This window comes from Isoptericola variabilis (assembly GCF_050311655.1).
Taxonomy (GTDB): domain Bacteria; phylum Actinomycetota; class Actinomycetes; order Actinomycetales; family Cellulomonadaceae; genus Isoptericola; species Isoptericola variabilis.
Genome location: NZ_JBNOZM010000005.1, coordinates 183,598 through 201,636, shown reverse-complemented (window position 1 = coordinate 201,636; position 18,039 = coordinate 183,598). Strand labels below are relative to the sequence as shown.

General features: G+C 73.7%; 17 protein-coding genes and 1 tRNA gene. 7 read left to right on the top strand and 11 right to left on the bottom strand.

Going from position 1 to position 18,039, the window contains the following annotated elements; all coding sequences use genetic code 11:
- Window positions 1–6 precede the first annotated feature (6 nt).
- Window positions 7–945: an EamA family transporter gene (locus ACQP60_RS13085; RefSeq protein ID WP_429733217.1), complete on the bottom strand. Its 939-nt coding sequence runs from the start codon at window positions 943–945 to the stop codon at window positions 7–9.
- A gap of 71 nt (window positions 946–1,016) precedes the next feature.
- Here ACQP60_RS13085 and ACQP60_RS13080 point away from each other — a divergent pair, with 71 nt between their 5' ends.
- Entirely contained in the window at window positions 1,017–1,937 is a 921-nt protein-coding gene (locus ACQP60_RS13080; RefSeq protein WP_429733214.1) for a LysR family transcriptional regulator, read from the top strand.
- Window positions 1,938–1,951: 14 nt separating this feature from the next.
- Here the strand turns inward: ACQP60_RS13080 and ACQP60_RS13075 are convergent.
- The 7 genes from ACQP60_RS13075 to ACQP60_RS13045 form a co-directional block, all read right to left on the bottom strand.
- Window positions 1,952–2,025: transfer RNA gene (locus ACQP60_RS13075), tRNA-Leu, on the bottom strand.
- Window positions 2,026–2,096: 71 nt separating this feature from the next.
- Window positions 2,097–3,548, bottom strand: a complete 1,452-nt coding sequence (locus ACQP60_RS13070; protein ID WP_429733211.1) for an NAD(P)/FAD-dependent oxidoreductase — start codon at window positions 3,546–3,548, stop codon at window positions 2,097–2,099.
- A 91-nt stretch (window positions 3,549–3,639) separates the two neighbouring features.
- A complete protein-coding gene (locus ACQP60_RS13065) occupies window positions 3,640–4,626 on the bottom strand; it encodes a Ppx/GppA phosphatase family protein (protein ID WP_429733208.1) in 987 nt (328 codons plus the stop codon).
- Between the two features lie 36 nt (window positions 4,627–4,662).
- A complete protein-coding gene (locus ACQP60_RS13060) occupies window positions 4,663–5,190 on the bottom strand; it encodes a DUF501 domain-containing protein (RefSeq protein WP_429733205.1) in 528 nt (175 codons plus the stop codon).
- Window positions 5,191–5,277: 87 nt separating this feature from the next.
- The gene (gene dgoD / locus ACQP60_RS13055; RefSeq protein WP_429733202.1) at window positions 5,278–6,426 is read right to left on the bottom strand and encodes a galactonate dehydratase; all 1,149 of its coding nucleotides are present in this window, start codon (window positions 6,424–6,426) and stop codon (window positions 5,278–5,280) included.
- A 52-nt stretch (window positions 6,427–6,478) separates the two neighbouring features.
- Window positions 6,479–7,093 (bottom strand): 2-dehydro-3-deoxy-6-phosphogalactonate aldolase, encoded by a 615-nt coding sequence (locus ACQP60_RS13050; protein WP_429733199.1) that lies wholly within the window; start codon window positions 7,091–7,093, stop codon window positions 6,479–6,481.
- Entirely contained in the window at window positions 7,090–8,193 is a 1,104-nt protein-coding gene (locus tag ACQP60_RS13045; RefSeq protein ID WP_429733196.1) for a 2-dehydro-3-deoxygalactonokinase, read from the bottom strand. Before ACQP60_RS13045 ends, ACQP60_RS13050 begins: the two co-directional genes overlap by 4 nt.
- A gap of 70 nt (window positions 8,194–8,263) precedes the next feature.
- Between ACQP60_RS13045 and ACQP60_RS13040 the strand changes: the two genes are divergently transcribed.
- Window positions 8,264–9,097: an IclR family transcriptional regulator gene (locus tag ACQP60_RS13040; RefSeq protein WP_429733193.1), complete on the top strand. Its 834-nt coding sequence runs from the start codon at window positions 8,264–8,266 to the stop codon at window positions 9,095–9,097.
- A 30-nt stretch (window positions 9,098–9,127) separates the two neighbouring features.
- On the opposite strand, the gene ACQP60_RS13035 is transcribed toward ACQP60_RS13040, so the two are convergent.
- Together ACQP60_RS13035 and eno are read right to left on the bottom strand one after the other, a co-directional pair.
- Window positions 9,128–9,895 carry an FtsB family cell division protein gene (locus tag ACQP60_RS13035; RefSeq protein ID WP_429733190.1) on the bottom strand — a complete coding sequence of 256 codons (768 nt, stop codon included), beginning with the start codon at window positions 9,893–9,895 and terminating at the stop codon, window positions 9,128–9,130.
- A 217-nt stretch (window positions 9,896–10,112) separates the two neighbouring features.
- Window positions 10,113–11,396 (bottom strand): phosphopyruvate hydratase, encoded by a 1,284-nt coding sequence (eno, locus tag ACQP60_RS13030; protein ID WP_429733187.1) that lies wholly within the window; start codon window positions 11,394–11,396, stop codon window positions 10,113–10,115.
- Between the two features lie 179 nt (window positions 11,397–11,575).
- On the opposite strand from eno, the gene ACQP60_RS13025 reads away from it, so the two are divergent.
- Window positions 11,576–12,256: a hypothetical protein gene (locus ACQP60_RS13025; protein WP_429733618.1), complete on the top strand. Its 681-nt coding sequence runs from the start codon at window positions 11,576–11,578 to the stop codon at window positions 12,254–12,256.
- Between the two features lie 240 nt (window positions 12,257–12,496).
- Here ACQP60_RS13025 and ACQP60_RS13020 read toward each other — a convergent pair whose 3' ends face one another.
- Entirely contained in the window at window positions 12,497–13,636 is a 1,140-nt protein-coding gene (locus ACQP60_RS13020; protein WP_429733185.1) for a mandelate racemase/muconate lactonizing enzyme family protein, read from the bottom strand.
- A gap of 157 nt (window positions 13,637–13,793) precedes the next feature.
- Here ACQP60_RS13020 and ACQP60_RS13015 point away from each other — a divergent pair, with 157 nt between their 5' ends.
- Genes ACQP60_RS13015 through ACQP60_RS13000 form a run of 4 tightly spaced genes read left to right on the top strand, consistent with a single transcriptional unit; the run spans window position 13,794 to window position 18,022 of the window.
- On the top strand, window positions 13,794–14,771 hold the full coding sequence (locus tag ACQP60_RS13015; RefSeq protein ID WP_429733182.1) for a LacI family DNA-binding transcriptional regulator: 978 nt from the start codon (window positions 13,794–13,796) through the stop codon (window positions 14,769–14,771).
- A gap of 40 nt (window positions 14,772–14,811) precedes the next feature.
- On the top strand, window positions 14,812–16,203 hold the full coding sequence (locus ACQP60_RS13010) for an ABC transporter substrate-binding protein (RefSeq protein WP_429733179.1): 1,392 nt from the start codon (window positions 14,812–14,814) through the stop codon (window positions 16,201–16,203).
- Window positions 16,204–16,220: 17 nt separating this feature from the next.
- Window positions 16,221–17,156 (top strand): carbohydrate ABC transporter permease, encoded by a 936-nt coding sequence (locus ACQP60_RS13005; protein ID WP_429733176.1) that lies wholly within the window; start codon window positions 16,221–16,223, stop codon window positions 17,154–17,156.
- Window positions 17,153–18,022 carry a carbohydrate ABC transporter permease gene (locus ACQP60_RS13000; RefSeq protein ID WP_429733173.1) on the top strand — a complete coding sequence of 290 codons (870 nt, stop codon included), beginning with the start codon at window positions 17,153–17,155 and terminating at the stop codon, window positions 18,020–18,022. Before ACQP60_RS13005 ends, ACQP60_RS13000 begins: the two co-directional genes overlap by 4 nt.
- Window positions 18,023–18,039: the final 17 nt, after the last annotated feature.

Genomic DNA, 18,039 nt, shown 5'->3' with positions numbered 1-18,039 from the left:
ACGACGCTACCCGCGACCGGCGCCGGTGGGCTCCGCCAGGGGCGCGACGGGCGCCCGTTCTGCTGACGGCAGAAGGCGGCGCGCGGCGCGGCTGCTGCCGTAGAGCACCCCGCCGACGACGAACGCGGCGCCCACGCCCTCGAGCGGGGTGACCCGCTCACCGAGCAGCAGCCAGGCCGCCGACATGCCGATCACGGGCACGAGCATGGAGAACGGGGCGACCACGCCCGCCGGGTGCTGGGTCATGAGCCAGGTCCAGATGCCGGAGCCGAGCACCGTCGCGACCACCACCGTGTACAGGAGGCCGACGACGGCGCCGACGGCCGCCGGGCCGTCCCAGGTGGTGAGCGAGCGGCCGATCTCGCCAGGCCCTTCGACCAGGAGGGACAGGGCGAGCATCGGCAGCGGCGGCACCACGGACATCCACAGGGTGAGGCGCAGCGGGCTGGCCGGCTTCGCCTGCCGGTTGCAGATGTTGCCGATCGCCCAGCCGAACGCGCCGGCCAGCGTGAGGAGGAAGGGCACGACGGTGGCGGTCGCGGCCTGCTGCCAGGCGACCAGGGTGAGGCCGCCGACCGCCACGAGGATGCCGAGCACCTGCCGCCCGCTCACACGCTCGCGCAGGAAGGTGGCGCCGAGCAGCACGGTGAACGGGCCCGACATCTGGAGCACCAGGGACGCGAGGCCGGCGGGCATCCCGGCCGCCATGCCCCAGTACAGGAAGAGGAACTGCAGGGCGCCGAAGCCGAGCCCGTACCCGACCACCCAGCGCACCGGGACGTCCGGCCACGGCACCAGGAACACGGTGGGCAGCGCGATGAGCGCGAACCGCAGCGCGACGAGGAACATCGGCGGGAAGTGCTGCAGCGAGGCGTCGATGGCGATGAAGTTCAGCCCCCACAGGAGGGCGACGAGGACGGCGAGCAGCCGGTGGCGGGCGGGCATGCGCCCAGCCTCACCCGGCCGACGTTGAAGGACAAGCGAAAGTTGCTTCACGCTGTCTGTAGGCTGACTTCATGGATGTCCGGCACCTGGAGCTGCTCCGCGAGCTCGCCGACCGGGGCAGCGTCACCGCCGTCGCGCGGGCCACCCACCGCACGCCGTCGGCCGTGTCCCAGCAGCTGCGCACGGCCCAGCGCGAGCTGCGCACGCCGCTCGTCGAGCCGTCCGGCCGCGGGCTGCGGCTCACCGAGGCCGGAAAGCTGCTGGCCGAGGGTGGGGCGAGCGTCGCCGCCGCACTGGCCCAGGTGCAGGCCCGGTGGGACGAGTTCCAGGGCGAGCCCTCGGGGACGGTCACGGTGGCGGCCTTGGCCAGCGCCGCCACGTTCCTGCTCCCCCGCGTCATGGCCGACCTCGCGGGCACGGCCATCACGCTGCGCTGCGCCGACGTCGACATCGCGGAGGCCGAGTACGGCCCGCTCACCGCCGACCACGACGTCGTCGTCGCGCACTCCCTCACCAGCGTGCGGCCCGCCGGGGCCGAGGGGCTCAAGGTGGTGCCGCTCGCCCGCGAGCCGCTCGACATCGCGATGGCCGCAAACCACCCGCTCGCGCGCCTGCCGCACGTGCGGCCGCGCGACCTCGTCGACCAGGACTGGATCGGCGTGCCCCTCGGATACCCGTTCGACTCCGTGCGCCTCGCCGTCGAGCAGGCGACGGGCGCCGAGCTGCGCGTCGTCCAGCGGCTGCGCGACAACCGCCTCATCGAGGCGCTCGTCGCCGCCGGCGACCAGGTCGCCGTCCTGCCGCGCTTCACCACGCCCACCGGCGACCGCCTCGTGCTGCGCGAGCTGGCCGACGTCGCCATCGCGCGGCACGTCTCCGCCGTCCTGCGCCCCGACCGGGCCGAGCGGCTCGCCGTCCGCCGCGTCGTCGACGCGTTCCGCCGCGCGGGCGCCGACGTCGAGGTGGAGATGACGGGCGCCGCCGACGGCTGACGACACCGCAGAGGTGCCCCCGCCCGGGTTCGAACCGGGACTGGACCGGGTTTAAGCCGGCTGCCTCTGCCAGTTGGGCTACGGGGGCGGGACGACGGAGCGGGCGCCGGCGACCTCTCGAGGGAGATCACCGACGCCCGCTCACGGTACCGGGGGAGGTCAGCCCTTCTCGGCGCGCGCGGCCGACGACTCGGCCTTCTGCTCCACCTTCTCGCCGGGCTGCTTCGGCGGCACGGACGCCTTGCGGAACTCGTCGCGCGGGTCGTGCAGGGAGCCGAGGGACACGATCTCGCGGCCCATGAGGAACTGGCCGATCCAGCCGATGAGGATGCGCACCTTGCGGTTGCCGGTCGGCATCGCCATGACGTGGTAGCCGCGGTGCGCGAGCCAGGCCAGCGGGCCGCGCAGCTTGAGGAAGCCGAACAGCTCCGCGACGCCCTTGTACAGGCCGAGGGACGCGACGACGCCGACGCTCTTGTGCGCGTAGTCCTCGGGCTGCTGGCCCTTGAGGACCGCGACGAGGTTGTCGGCGAGCTTCGTGGCCTCGCGGATCGCGTGCTGCGCGTTCGGCGGGCAGAACTGGCCCGGGTTGAGCACGTCCGGCACGGCGGCGCAGTCGCCCGCGGCCCACGCGTCGGGGACGATCTCGCCGTCCTCCGTCGCGACCTGCAGGGTGGGCTTGACGATGACGCGGCCCATCCGGTCGAACGGGAGGTCCGACTCCTCCTTGATGACCGGGTTCGCCTTGACGCCCGCGGTCCAGACGATCGTCTCGGTGTCGAACTCGACGCCCGTCGACGTGACGACGTGGCCGTCCACGCAGGACGACAGGAACGTGTTGAGGTGGAACTCGATGCCGCGCTTCTTCATCTCGTCGAGCGCCCACAGACCCATGGGCTCGGAGACCTCGGGCAGGATGCGGCCCGAGCCCTCGATCATGACGAAGCGCAGGTCCTCGACGTCGATCGTCGGGTAGTTGCGCGTGGCGTACCGCGCCATGTCCTCGATCTCGGCGAGCGCCTCGATGCCGGCGAAGCCGCCGCCCACGAACGTGAACGTCAGCATGCGCTTGCGCGCCTCCGCGTCCCACGTGGACGACGCGACGTCCATGCGGTTGAGCACGTGGTTGCGGACCGCGATGGCCTCCTCCACGTTCTTGAAGCCGATCGCGTTGTCCGCGAGGCCCGGGATGGGCAGCGTGCGGGACACCGAGCCGAGGCCGACGACGAGCTGGTCGTAGGAGACCTCGTAGTCCGGCCCCTCCTCGGGGTGGATGGTGACCTTGTGCGCGGCGTGGTCGATGTGGTTGACCAGGCCCTGCAGCACGTCGATGCCCTTGAGCGCCTTGCGGTGCGGGGCGACGACGTCGCGGGCATCGATCGAGCCCGCGCCGGCCTCCGGCAGGAACGGCGCGTAGGTCATGTACGGCCGCGGGTCGACGACGACGATCGCCGCGTCCTGCTTGCCGAGCTTGCGGCGCAGACGGCGCGCCGCGTAGAGGCCGACGGAACCACCGCCGAGGACGACGATGCGGGGCACCTTGCGGGGCCGCGGGGCCACGGCGGGCGCGTCCTGGACAGAGGTGTCCGACGACAGAACGTTCTGAGGCATGGACCCCATTCTACGACCGTGCCGGGGGCACGCAGTCGAGCCGTCCAGCCCGTGACCCCCGGCGCCTTTCGCGCAGGTCAGGCCACAGGGATCACACGAGGGAGAGGGCGATGCCGTCGAGGATGTCGCTCTCGCTGGTCACGACGTCGGTCAGCGTGCCGCCCGCGGCGGCGACGTCGTCGCGCACGCGGCGCACGACCTCCGCCCAGACCAGCGCGCCCGCGCCGATGACGTCCGCCCGGCCGGGATGCATGAACCCGAGGGCGAGGCGCTGCTCGCGGCTGCGGTGCAGCAGGTCGTCGCACGCGGCGAGCACCCGGTCGACGCCGAGGACGGCGCCGTGCACGGCGTCGCGCCGGTACTCGGTCAGCCCCAGGGCGTGCGCGGTCACCGACGTCACCGACCCGGCGAGCCCGACGAGCGTGGTGGTGCGCCCGAACGGGACGGTCCGGGCGGCGTCGTCGAGCGCGGCCCGGACGTCCACGCGCGCGGCCTCCACCTCGGCCGGGGCGGGCGGGTCGGAGTGCAGGTGACGCTCCGTCATCCGGACCGACCCGATGTCGAGCGAGAGCGCGGCCTCAGGCGTCGTCGTGCCGAGCACCAGCTCGGTCGAGCCGCCGCCGAGGTCCACCACCAGGTACGGCCCCGGGTGCTGCGCGGCCACGCCCGCGGTCGCGCCGCGGAACGACAGCTCCGCCTCCTCGCGGCCCGAGACCACCTCGGCGTCGACGCCCACGGCCGCGCGGACGCCGTCGAAGAACTCCCGGCGGTTGCGCGCGTCGCGCGTGGCCGACGTCGCGACGAACCGCACGCGGGTGGCGCCCGCCTCAGCGATCACCGTCGCGTAGTCCCGCGACGCCTCGAGCGTGCGAGCCAGCGCCTCCGGGGCGAGCTCGCCCGTCCGGTCCACGCCCTGCCCCAGGCGCACGATGCGCAGCTGCCGGTCGACCTCGGTGAGCGTGCCGTCGGGAGCGACGTCGGCGACGAGGAGGCGGATGGAGTTGGTGCCGCAGTCGATGGCGGCGACCCGCGTCACGGACGATGCGGTGGGCGTGGGGCGTTCGGTCACGGCCGACACTCTCTCATCCACCACCGACGGCTCGCCTGCCGGCCGTCAGCAGGTGCAGCGGTCGGGCCGCCACTGGTCGCGCACCCGCGCGAGCGCCTCGTCGCCCAGCGGGTTCACGCCGGGCCCGGCGGCCAGCGCGTGCCCCATGAGGACGTGGAGGCACTTGACCCGCGTGGGCATCCCCCCGGCGGAGATGCCGTCGATCTCGTCGACCTGCCCGAGCTCCGCGCGCTTCGCGAGGTAGTGCTCGTGCGCCCGGCGGTAGGCCGCCGCGAGCTCCTCGTCCTCGCCGAGCCGCTCCGTCATCTCCTTCATCACTCCGTCCGCCTCCAGCCGCGACGCGGCGGCGACGGCGCCGGGGTGCGTGAGGTAGTACGTGGTCGGGAACGGCGTGCCGTCGGGCAGCCGCGGCGCGGTGCGCACGACGAGCGGGCGGCCGCACACGCAGCGGGCGGCGATGCCGACGACGCCGCGCGGCTCGCGGCCGAGCTGCTCGGCGAGCACCTCGAGGTCGCGGTCGGTGACGGCGGTCGGGTCGCCGGCGTCGACGGGGGCGGGGGGCTGGTCGGTCACGGAGAGGTCCTCGGGTGCTTCGCGGGCGGGGCAGCCCTCATTCTCCCCCGGACGTCCCCCCGGTCGCACCGCTGCCGCGGCGCGGCCTCACCACTCCGCGAACGAGCCGTCGGCGTGCCGCCACACGGGGTTGCGCCACCGGTGCCCGACGGCGGCCCGCTCGCGGACGTACTCCTCGTCCACCTCGATGCCGAGGCCGGGCCCGCGCGGGATGTCGACCATCCCGTCGGAGTAGGCGAAGACGGACGGGTCGACGACGTAGTCGAGCAGGTCGTTGGCGGTGTTGTAGTGGATGCCGAGGCTCTGCTCCTGGATCACCGCGTTGTACGCGACGGCGTCGAGCTGGAGGCACGCGGCGAGCGCGATCGGCCCGAGCGGGCAGTGCGGGGCGACGGCGACGTCGTACGCCTCCGCCATCGCGGCGATCTTGCGCACCTCGGTGATGCCGCCCGCGTGGGAGAGGTCGGGCTGGATCACGTCGACGACACCGGACTCGAGCACGTGCCGGAAGTCCCAGCGCGAGTACAGCCGCTCCCCCAGGGCGATCGGCGTGCTCGACGCGCGCAGCACGTCCGCGACGCCGTCGACGTGCTCGGACAGCACCGGCTCCTCGACGAACATCAGGTGGTACGGCTCCAGCGCGTCGAGGAGCACGCGAGCCATCGGGCGGTGCACGCGCCCGTGGAAGTCGACGCCGATGCCGACGTCGGGCCCCACGGCCTCGCGGACGGCGGAGACGTTGGCGACGACCTTCTCCACCTTGTCGCGCGTGTCGAGGTACTGCAGCTCCTCGGGGCCGTTCATCTTCACGGCGGAGAAGCCGCGCCCGACGGCCTCCCGCGCGGCCGCGGCCGTCTCGGCCGGGCGGTCGCCGCCGATCCACGAGTACACCTTGATGCGGTCGCGCACGCGCCCGCCCAGGAGCTCGTGCACCGGCACCCCGAGCGCCTTGCCCTTGATGTCCCACAGCGCCTGGTCGATGCCGGCCAGCGCGCTCATGTGGACGCCGCCGCCCCGGTAGAAGCCGGAGCGGTACAGCACGGTCCAGTGGTCCTCGACCTGCCGGGGGTCCCTGCCCACCAGGTAGTCGGCCAGCTCCTCGACGGCGGCCGCGACGGTGGCGGCGCGGCCCTCCAGGACGGGCTCTCCCCAGCCGACGATCCCCTCGTCGGTCTCGATCTTGAGGAAGAGCCAGCGGGGCGGGACGACGAATGTCGTCAGCGACGTGATCTTCACGGGATCCCTTTCAGCGTCGTTGCTCGTGCGTGCGTCGTGCGGGTGTGGGTCGTCAGCGCGCGTGCTCGGCCCAGACGCGGACGAGCTCGACGGCGCGGGCGCCGACCGTCTCGGCCGTGTCGCCCGGGCGGTACAGCGAGGTGCCGAGCCCGGCGCCCGCCGCGCCCGCGCGCGCCCACTCCCCGAGGTTCGTGGCGTCGACGCCGCCCACCGGGACGAGCGCCGTGCCGGCGGGCAGCACGCTCGCCCAGGCGCGCATGCCGGAGACGCCGACCGCCGTGGCCGGGAAGAGCTTGACGGCCGTGGCCCCGGCGTCGAGGGCGGCGAACGCCTCGGTGGGCGTGGCCGCCCCCGGGTAGCTCTCCAGGCCCAGCCGCACCGTCTCGGCGACGACGTCGGGCCGCGTGTTCGGCGACACGACGAGCGAGGCTCCGGCGTCGGCGGCGCGGCGCACGTCGTCGGGGGTGAGCACGGTGCCCGCCCCGACGCGCGCGCCGGGGCCGGCCGCGTCGCGGACGCGGCGGACCGACTCCCACGGGTCGGGAGAGTTGAGCGGCACCTCGACGGCGTCGAACCCGGCCTCGAGGACGGCGGACGCCACGTCGACGGACTCGGCGGGCGTGACGCCCCGCAGGATGGCGACGAGGCCGGTGGGTCGGTGCGTCATGAGGTTCCTTCCTCCGTGCTGGACCGGGTGCCGGACCGGGTGCCGGACCGGGTGCCGGACCGGGTGCCGGCGCGTTCGGGGGTGACGAGCCCGGCGTCCCGCGCGACGCGCCACAGGCCGCGCGCCGCGACGTCCTCCCCGACGACGTGCGCCGCCGCGCCGTGGTGCTCGAGCGCCCGCTGGTAGCGCCGCGCGGTCGCCCGCGACGCGCACACGGTGACGAGCCGGGCGGGGTCCGCGCGCAGCGCGTGCCGCACCTCGGACCCGACGAGGAGGCCGGAGACGTAGTCCGCCACCTGCGCGGGCCGGAGCGTGCCGGCCATGACGAGGGTGCGGGCCGTGAAGAGCAGCGCCGCCAGGCCCTGCTCGTCGCCGCGCCGCGCCTCGGCGTCGAGCCCGCGGTCGAACGCCTCCGGGTCGGGGGGCGTCGCGCCGCCGTCGGGGCCGCCGTCGGCGAGGCGGGCCAGGATGCTGTCGCGCAGCAGGAGCCCGTACAGCTCGCCGGTCATCACCGTGCCGAAGCCCGTGACGACGTCGCCGTCCACGCGCACCCACTTCGAGTGCGTGCCGGGCAGCACCGCCCTGGCGAGCGGGACTCCACCCTCGTCGCGGACGGCGTCCAGCGCGCCGAGCAGCTGCACCTCCTCCCCGCGCAGGACGTCCGGGTCTGGGCCCGTGACCCGCAGGCCGGGCACCAGGTGCACGACGGCCCCTGCGGCCGGCACCTCGGCCGGCACCTCGGCCGGCAGCTCGAGCGGCACCGGGGTGAGGTGTTCGGCGAGCAGCGTCAGGGACGCGGGCACGTCGAGGTAGCCCGCGTCGGCCCAGCCGTGGTTGGAGCCGACCATCCCCGCCGCCAGCACCGGCAGGCCCGGGTGACGGTCGAGCCACGGTCCGCACAGGCGCACCAACGCCCGCTCGAAGGCGGTGGCGCGCTCGGGGGCGGAACCGACGCCCGCGGAGCAGCGGAGGGTGCCGTCGTCCGTGCGGACCTCGTCCACGACCTCGCCGTCCGCGCCCAGCAGCCAGCCCCGGAAGCTGGTGGTGCCCCAGTCGAGGGCGACGAGCGCGGCGTCGCTGCGGGGTGCGTCATCGGCCATGGTCGGGAACGCTAGGCGCCCGTCCCGATGATGAGAACCCCGTCCCTATTATCGGGATACCCTCGTCGCCGTGAGCCACGACGTCCCCCCGGACTCCCCCGCGACCCGGCCCGCCACCCGCGCCACGACCGCGCCCCCGGGCACGCAGACCCTGGCCCGCGGGATCGCCGTCGTCGACGCGGTCGCCCGCGGGCACGGCCGCCTGCGCGACATCGCCGCCGAGACCGGCATCGGCCGCAGCACCACCCACCGCCTGCTCCAGCTGCTCCTCGCGACCGGGTACGTCCGCCGGCTCGACGACGGCCGGTACGCGCTCGGCCCGGCGCTCATCGAGCTCGGCTACCAGGCGTTGCAGGAGAACCCCGTCGCCGACGTCGCGGGCGGGCCGCTGCGGGAGCTCGCGGCCCGCGTCTCCGACACCGTGCACCTCGCCGTCGAGGACCGCGGCCAGGTGCTCTACCTCGACAAGATCCCCGGCACCCGGGGCGCGGAGATGCGCTCCCGCGTCGGGCACCGGATGCCCCTCACGCGCACCGGCGTGGGCAAGGCGTTGCTGCTCGACCAGCCGGAGCGGTGGCGCGACCTGTTCGTCGCCGAGCGTCGCGTGGGCGGGGACACCCCGGACGACCCCGCGGCGGACGTGCTCACGCCCGACGAGTTCGTCGCCGTCATGGAGACGTCCGCCCGCCGAGGCGTCGCGTTCGACCTGGAGGAGAACGAGCCCGGCATCCTCTGCGTCGCCGCGCCCGTGCGCGACGCGTCCGGCGCGATCGTCGCCGCCGTCAGCGTCTCCGCGACCCGCCCGTACATGCCTCCCGCGCGCGTCGAGGCGCTCGTGCCCGTGGTGCTCGACGCCGCCGCGACCATCGCGGCCGGCCTCGGCCACCGGTCGGGCGGGCGCTGAGCCGGGCGGGGCTGAGCCGGGAGACAGGGGTCAGCCGGCTCCCGACGAGGGCTGGGGCGAGCTCCCGGGCTCGGGATCGTCGGCGTCCGCGGCGGCCGGACCGTCGGCGACCTGCACCGACTCCCAGACCGACTGGTACCAGGGCACGCTCGGCCCGGTCGTCGTCCCTACCGGCCCGGAGCCGACGGCCTCCCCCGTCACGGGGTCGACGTCGTCGTCCCCGGCCGCGTCCGGGTCCACCACGCGCCACACCTTGTCCGCCGGCATGACGAAGCTCAGCCGCGACCGCGCCTGCTCCTCGACGTACGACCGGTCGTCCCAGCGACCGAGCTCCACCTCCAGGCGGTCGCGCTCCGCCCGGTTCTCCGCCAGCTCGGTGCGCAGCCGGTCCAGCTCGTGCGCCTGCTGGACGGCGGCGCGCACCGTCGGCAGCAGCAGCACCACCGCGAGCAGCACCACCACCGACAGCACGATGAGCCGGACGGTGAGCACCTCCGGCAGCACCAGCCCGTAACGGCTGCGGCGGCGCTCCTCGCGCGCCGGCCCCGCCGGACGTCGCGACCCGCGCCGCGTGCTCGCCGCGCCCTTGCCGGAGCTCTTGCCGGTGGACTTGCCGGTGGACGTGCCGGCACCCTTCGCGGCGCCCTTGGCCGCGCTCTTGCCCTTCGCCGGCGCCTTGGACGTCGTCCCCACCGACGCGTTCGCCGTCGTCGTGGGCCGGGCGGAGCCGCCGCGCGCCCCCGAGGGCCGCGACGCCGGACGGCGGGCGGCGGGTGAGGTCGGGCGACGGGCAGGCACGCCCCGATTCTGCCGAGCCGCACCGCCCGCAGCGGGGACCGTCGTCGGCGCGCCCGCCAGGTCCGGCATCGAGCGTGCCGAGTTGCTCCTCGAGACGCGAGCTTGAGGAGCAACTCAGCACGCTCGATGCGGACGGAGGCACACCGGGGACGACGACGGCCGGCCGCCCCGTGCGGGGCGACCGGCCGTCGGTCAGGACCTGCGAGCCTCCGGGGTGTCAGCCCTGGAAGCGCGGGAAGGCCGAACGGCCGGCGTAGCGACCGGCGTCGTCCAGCGCCTCCTCGATGCGCAGGAGCTGGTTGTACTTGTTGATGCGCTCGCCGCGCGCGGTGGCGCCGGTCTTGATCTGGCCGGCGTTCGTCGCGACGGACAGGTCGGCGATGGTGGTGTCCTCGGTCTCGCCGGAGCGGTGCGAGGTCATCGTCGTGAAGCCGTTGCGCTGCGCGAGCGTGACCGCGTCGAGCGTCTCGGTGAGCGTGCCGATCTGGTTGAGCTTGACCAGCAGCGAGTTGGCGGCCTTCTCCTCGATGCCGCGGGCGAGGCGCTCGGGGTTGGTGACGAACAGGTCGTCGCCGACGACCTGCACCTTGTCGCCGACCTCGGAGACGAACTGCGACCAGGCGCCCCATTCGTCCTCGGACAGCGGGTCCTCGATGGAGACGATCGGGTAGCTCGAGATCAGGCCCTCGTAGAGCTTGATCATGTCCTCGGTCGAGTGCACCTCGCCGTTCTTGAAGTGGTACGCCCCGTCCTTGAAGAACTCGGTCGCGGCGACGTCCATCGCGATGGCGACGTCGGAGCCCGGCGTGAAGCCGGCCTTCTCGATCGCCTCGACGATGAGGTCCAGGGCGGCGGAGTTCGACGGCAGGTCGGGGGCGAAGCCGCCCTCGTCGCCGAGGCCGGTGGAGAAGCCCTTGCCCTTCAGCACGCTCTTGAGGGCGTGGTAGACCTCCGTGCCCGTGCGCAGGGCCTCCTTGAAGGTCGGCGCACCGATCGGCGCGATCATGAACTCCTGGAAGTCCACCGTCGAGTCGGCGTGCGACCCGCCGTTGATGATGTTCATCATCGGCACGGGCAGCACGTGCGCGTTCGGGCCGCCGACGTAGCGGAACAGGTCGAGGCCGGCCGACTTCGCGGCGGCCTTCGCGACGGCGAGCGAGACGCCGAGGATCGCGTTGGCGCCCAGCTTGCCCTTGTTCGGGGTGCCGTCCAGCTCGATGAGGGTCTGGTCGATGATGCGCTGCTCCTCGGCGTCGTAGCCGATGAGCTCGGGGGCGATGTCGTCGATGACGGCATTGACCGCACCCTCGACGCCCTTGCCCAGGTAGCGCCCCTTGTCGCCGTCACGACGCTCGACGGCCTCGAACGCGCCGGTCGAGGCGCCCGACGGGACCGCCGCGCGGGCGAAGGTGCCGTCGTCCAGCGCGATCTCCACCTCGACGGTGGGGTTGCCGCGCGAGTCGAGGATCTCGCGTGCTCCAACGGCTTCGATGCTTGCCACGGGTGCTCCTTCAGACGGGGACCGCGGGCGACCGCGCGGCAAGGCCCAGGCGGAGGTGCCCGGGGCCGCTGACGCCCGCGACGGTGCTGGGTTGACGCCCCCAGCCTAGACCGGCGCCTGGCCCCGGGCGCCCCCGACCACGGAGCGGTCACCCCCGCTAGCGTGGGAGGGTGCACGGCATGTGGGACTTCCTCGGTTCCTACTGGTGGCTCGTCTTCCCTCTGAGCGGCATCGTCGGCGGGTGGATCCGCGGTGCGCAGGTGTGGGACGAGCGGCGGCGGCGCGACAAGATCGAGATGTACCGGATCAAGCACGCCGGCGAGCAGGCGGCCCGGGCGGACGACGAGGCGCTGACCCGCGAGATCGAGCGCACCGTGGCCGCGCACGACGAGACCCAGCACCGCTGGCTGGAGTACGAGCTCGACGCCGTGAAGGCGGTCGAGTACCCCCTGATGTCCGACATGCGGGAGCAGGTCACGGTCGACTTCCACCGCGCCCGGCGCGAGGCGGAGGACCTGCGCCCCGAGAACCTGGACGCGCTGCGCGACCGGCGCCGCCTCGACCGGTACCGCGACGCGGTCCGCGAGATGCAGGTGCGGTTCGACGTCGCCGAGCGGGAGGCCCGACGGCGGCGGGCGTCGGACTTCTCCCCGGCGGAGCGCCAGGCGCTCGACCGCGCTAAGAAGCTCCTCGCCCTGGCCGACGACGAGGGCTCCTCGCAGGCGGAGCGGCAGTCGGCCTACCGGCGCGCCACGAAGGAGCTGGAGGGCATCCTCGCCCTGCCGGACGCCGCCACCGACGCCCTCGAACGTCGCATCGCCGGCCAGCTCGGCCGAGCCGCCGGCGAGGGCGGCGCCTGAACCCGGGTCACGGGACGGCGGGCAGCTTCTGCCCCGCCTCGCGGCGCACCGGCGCCGAGAGCGCGTCGCCCTGCGGTCGAGGGAGGCGTGCACGGCAGGCCGACGCCGACGACGCGCGGCGCCGTCCGGCCCACCGCGTCCCCCGTGTCGATGCGGTCGTGCCGTTCGAGGTCGGTGCGGTACCGCTCCTCCCGTGCGGCGTCCGTGCCGCGCCCGCGCCCGCCCGCCCCCCGGCGCGGGTCACCAGTTGGTGAACGACCCGTCGAGCGCGCGCAGGGCGGGCCGCTCGTCGGCGGTGGCGTGCATCCGGCGCGCGGCGTCCCGGTCCAGGTCGACGCCGAGGCCGGGCGTGTCGTCCGTCTCCACCCAGCCGGGGACGATGGCGGGGCGCGCGGAGAACAGCGCGGCCACGGCCGGCTCGGGCTCGGTCTGGTGCTCCTGGACGCCGACCGCCGGGCTGGCGAGGTTGAGGTGCAGCGACGCGGCCGCTGTGACGGGGCCGAGCGGGTTGTGGGTGGCGAGCTTGACGTGGTGCACCTCGCACAGGGCGGCGATCTTGCGCGCCTCGGTGAGGCCGCCGGCCACGGCGACGTCGACGCGCGCGTAGTCGATCAGGTCGCGCTCGACGAGGCGCGCGAAGTCCCACTTGGACGCGAACTGCTCGCCCGCGGCGAGGGGGACGCCCGTGGCGGCCCGCAGCCGCGCGTACGAGTCGAGGTTCTCGCAGCGCAGCGGGTCCTCGACGAAGTACGGCCGGGCGCTCTCGACCTCCCGGCACAGGGTGACGGCCTCGGGCGGGTCGAGGCGGGTGTGCACGTCGAGGATCAGCTCGACGTCGTCCCCCACGGCCTCGCGCATGCGGTGGAAGAGCTCGATGCCGTCCCGCATGCTCTGCCGCTGGTCCAGGACGCCGGGCGGGTGCGGCAGCGCGAACCGCAGGTGCCGCCACCCGTCGGCGGCCAGGCCGCGGGCCCGGTCGTAGAACGCCTCGCGGTCCTCGTAGTCGTCGCCGAGGTGCACGTAGCAGGCCACGCGGTCGCGCACCGGGCCGCCGAGGAGCGTGTGGACCGGCACCCCGAGCGCCTTGCCCCGGAGGTCCCACAGGGCGGTGTCGATCGCGCCGATCGCGGCGCCGACGACCCGGTCGGCCGGGAAGAAGCCGCGCCGGGCCATCACCTGCCACAGATGCTCGACGGCCATGGCGTCCTCGCCCAGGACCAGGTCGGTCAGGTGCTCGACGGCACCGGCGACGGCGCGCTGACGGGAGCGGATGCCGACCTCGCCGATGCCGTGCAGGCCCTCGTCGGTGTCGACGACGACCAGCATCATCGAGTCGCCGTGGTCCGGGAGGGTGAGCACCTCTACGCCAGTGATCTTCATCGAACACTCCTCGGTGAAACTTCCACCATCGTTTCCAGCACGAATTGCGGCGATCCTAGCCACAGTCACGCTTCGGGACCAGATCTGTTCCACAACTCTTGACGTGTTCCACAACCGTTTGTCATGATCCGTGGCACCACCGAAGGAGGTGATTCCCGTGGCAGCCACGATCACGGAGGTCGCACGACGGGCCCAGGTGTCCGCGTCGACGGTCTCCCGGGCGATCAACAGCCCGGACCTCGTCAGCGACGAGACCCGGCGACGGGTCCTCGAGGCCGCGAACGCCCTCGGCTACACGGCCAGCCCCGCCGCCCGCTCGCTGCGGGACCGCCGCACCGGCTCGCTGGGGCTCGTCGTCACCGACATGGCCAACCCGTTCTTCCCGCCGATCCTCAAGGCCATGCAGGCCCGGGTCCGCCGCCAGGGGTACACCCTGCTCGTGGCCGACTCGGACGAGCACGAGGCCGACGAGGCCGAGACCATCGGCACCCTGTCGAAGCAGGTCGACGGCCTGATCCTGTGGGCGTCCACGCTGTCCGACGACGCGCTGGCCAGCCTCGCCGCCGAGATCCCGCTCGTGCTCGTCAACCGCGAGGTGCCGGGCGTCGCGGAGGTGCGGATCGCCCTCGGCGGCGGCCTGCACCAGGCGGCCGAGCACCTGCGCGCCCTGGGCCACGAACGCTGCGCGTTCATCAACTGCGCCCGCCCGGAGCTGCAGCGCGGCAAGTCCATCCACGAGGCCTTCGACGACGTCGGCCTCACGCTCGTCGAGCTCGGCCCCTACAAGCCGCAGTTCGAGACCGGCCTGCACGCCGCACCGCTCGTCACGGCCCACGGCGCGACGGCCGTCATCGCCCACAACGACCTCGTGGCCATGGGCGTGCTCCACCAGTTCCACGCGCTGGGCGTCGACGTCCCGCGCGACGTGTCCGTCGTCGGCATCGACGACACGCTCCTGTCCCGGGTCGCGACGCCGTCCCTGACGACGATCGCGATCCCGGCCGACGAGCTCGCCGCCCGCGCGCTCGACACCCTGACCGACCTCGTGCACGACCACGACCGACCCGCCGCCCTCGTCGAGGTCGGCACCCACCTGGTCCCCCGACGCTCGACCGGCCCGGCTCCCCGGGACTGATCGGCGCGGGACGACCCACCGCTCCTGTGGAGGGACGACGATGACTCACCACCCGACCCGGCGGCGCGCCGCGCGCGCGACCGCCGCCGTCACCGCACTCGGCCTGGCCGCCACGCTCTCGGCGTGCGGCGGCTCCGACGACGACCCCGGCGCCACCGCCGGGCCCGTCACCCTGCGGGTGCAGGGCATGCCCCCGGCGACGGACGCCGCGGGGCAGGAGGCCTTCCAGGCGACGGTCGACGAGTTCGAGGCCGCGAACCCCGACATCACGATCGAGGCCACGACCAACGAGTACGACCCGCTGACGTTCTCCGCCCAGCTCGCGGGCGGCAGCATCGAGGACGTCATCCGCGTGCCGCTGACCGAGCCGCAGGGTCTCATCCAGCGCGCGCAGGTCGCGGACCTCACCGAGCACCTCGCCGCGTGGCCGCACTACGAGGAGCTCAACCCGCAGGTGCTCGAGCCCCTGTCGGACGACGCGGGGAACGTGTACGGCGTCCCGCGCTCCCCGTTCGCGATGGGCCTGGCCTACAACCGGGCGCTGTTCGAGAAGGCCGGGCTGGACCCGGACGATCCGCCGGAGACCTGGGACGAGGTCCGCGCGGCGGCGAAGGCGATCGCCGAGAAGACCGACGCGGCGGGCTTCGTGCACGAGTCGAAGGACAACCAGGGCGGCTGGCAGCTGACCATGCTGACGTACGCGTTCGGCGGCGCGCTCGAGTCGCGGGACGGCGACACGGTGACGCCCACCCTCCAGACGCCCGAGATCAAGGCCGCCCTGGACCAGCTGCACGAGATGCGGTGGACCGACGACTCGATGGGCAGCCAGCAGCTGCTCAACCAGGACGACGTGGTCCGTGACTTCGCCGCGGGCCAGGTCGGCATGTTCATGGGCACGCCGGGCACGTACAAGCTCGCCAAGCAGAACTTCGGCATGAAGGACACCGAGAACTTCGGGATGGCCGCCATGCCCCGGGCGGGCGGCGACGCGACGATGTCCGGCGGCGAGGTGTTCATGGTGCCGGCCAACGTCGACGCCGCGAAGCAGGCCGCCGCCGTGAAGTGGATGCTCTTCGCCTACGCCCAGCCGCAGTACGACCCCGAGGTCGCGGCGTCGCAGGCCGAGACCCTCGCGAAGGACCCGACGGCCGCCGTCGGCGTCCCGACCCTGCCCATGTTCGACGCGGAGCACCAGGCGAAGATCGACGCGGCGATCGAGCCGTGGGTCAACGTCGAGCTCGAGCACTTCACGCACTACACCGAGGGCACCCCGCAGCTCACGCTGCAGCCGGAGCCCACCGCCGGCGCGCAGGCGATCTACGCGGTGCTCGACACGGTGGTGCAGGCCGTGCTCACCGAGGAGGACGCCGACGTCGACGCGCTCCTCGCCGAGGCCCAGGCACAGGCCGAGGCCCAGCTGGCGTCGAGCTGAGGACCACCGTGGCGACGATGACGACGACCGTCCCGGTGGCGCGTCCCGACGAGGACGCGCCACCGGCGCCCCGGCCGACCCGGCGGCGCGCCCTGCGCACCGACCTGGTGGCCGCGGCGCTGCTGCTGCCCGCCCTGCTGATCTTCGGCCTCTTCGCGTGGTGGCCCATGGTCCAGGGGCTGCTGCTGAGCTTCCAGAAGACCAACCTGGTGACGCCCGCGGTGTGGGTGGGCCTGGACAACTTCCGCGCGCTGCTCGCCGACCCGCTGCTCGGGACGGCGGTGCTGAACACCCTGCAGTTCGTGGGCCTGGGCCTGCTCATCGGCTTCCCGCTGCCGATCATCATGGCGGCGGTGATGTCGACGGTGCGGCGCTACGGCGGCGTGTACCGCGTGCTGGTCTACCTGCCCGTCGTCGTCCCGCCCGTCGTGTCCGTACTGCTGTGGAAGTGGTTCTACGACCCGGGCCCCGGCCTGTTCAACTCGCTCCTGGCGCAGGTCGGGCTCGGGCCCTACCCGTGGCTGGAGTCCCCGGACACGGCGATGCTCTCCCTCGTCCTGGAGTCCACGTGGGCCGGCATGGGCGGGTCGGTGCTCATCTACCTGGCCGCCATCACCGGCGTCCCGCAGGAGCTGTACGAGGCCGCGGAGCTCGACGGCGCGGGGCTGTGGCGCCGTATCGGGCACGTCATGCTGCCGCACCTGCGCCCCACCATCGGCCTGCTGCTCCTGTGGCAGCTCATCACCACGGTCCAGGTGTTCACGGAGCCGTACGTCTTCACCGGCGGCGGGCCCAAGAACGCCACCGTCACGGTGCTGCTGCTGATCTTCCGCAAGGGCTTCCAGCAGGGGCAGTACGGGCAGGCCGCGGCCCTCGCGTTCCTCCTGGCCCTCGCCCTCGCCGCCCTGTCGTTCGTCTACCTGCGCGCCACCCGGCGCTGGAGCCAGTCATGAGCACCTTCGTCTCGGTCGCCGCCCGGCGCCGTCCGGCCGGCCGCGCCGCGCTGCTCACCGTCACGGGGATCGCCCTCGCGCTCCTCGTCATCGCCGGCGTCGGCCCCCTCTACTGGGCCTTCAAGGGCGCGATCTCCTCCCCCACGGAGCTGGTCACCGACCCGCTCGCCCTGTGGCCGGCGGACCCGCGCTGGGAGAACTTCGCCCTGGTGTGGACCCGCCTGGACATCGGCCACTACCTGCTGAACTCGCTGTGGGTGGTGGCCGGGTCGTGGGCCGTGCAGCTGTTCGTCGCGGTCACGGCGGGCTACGCCCTGTCGGTGCTGCGCCCGCGCTTCGGCCCCGCGGTGTACGCGGCGATCCTCGCCACCATGTTCGTGCCGTACACGGTGTCGATGGTGTCCTTGTTCCTCACGATCATCGACGTGCCGCTGATCCACCTGAACCTGGCGAACACCTACTGGGCGATCTGGCTGCCCGCCGGCGCCAACGCGTTCAACGTGCTCATCGCCAAGCGGTTCTTCGACGCCCTGCCGCACGAGCTCTTCGACGCCGCGAAGGTGGACGGCGCCAACGTGTGGCAGGTCATGGTGCGCATCGTCATGCCGATGAGCCGCCCCATCCTCGCCGTGATCTCGCTGCTCGCGGTGATGCACGCCTGGAAGGACTTCATCTGGCCGCTCGTCGCGATCACCGACCCGGCCAAGCAGCCGATCGCCGTGGCGCTGTCCGTGCTGGCGAAGCAGGCACCCCAGGACCAGCTCATCGCCGCCTGCTTCCTCGCCCTCCTCCCGCCCGTCCTGCTCTTCCTCGTCTTCCAGCGCTACATGGTCGACGGGCTCGGCTTCACCGGCGTCAAGGGCTGACCCGCCACCCCGCTCCT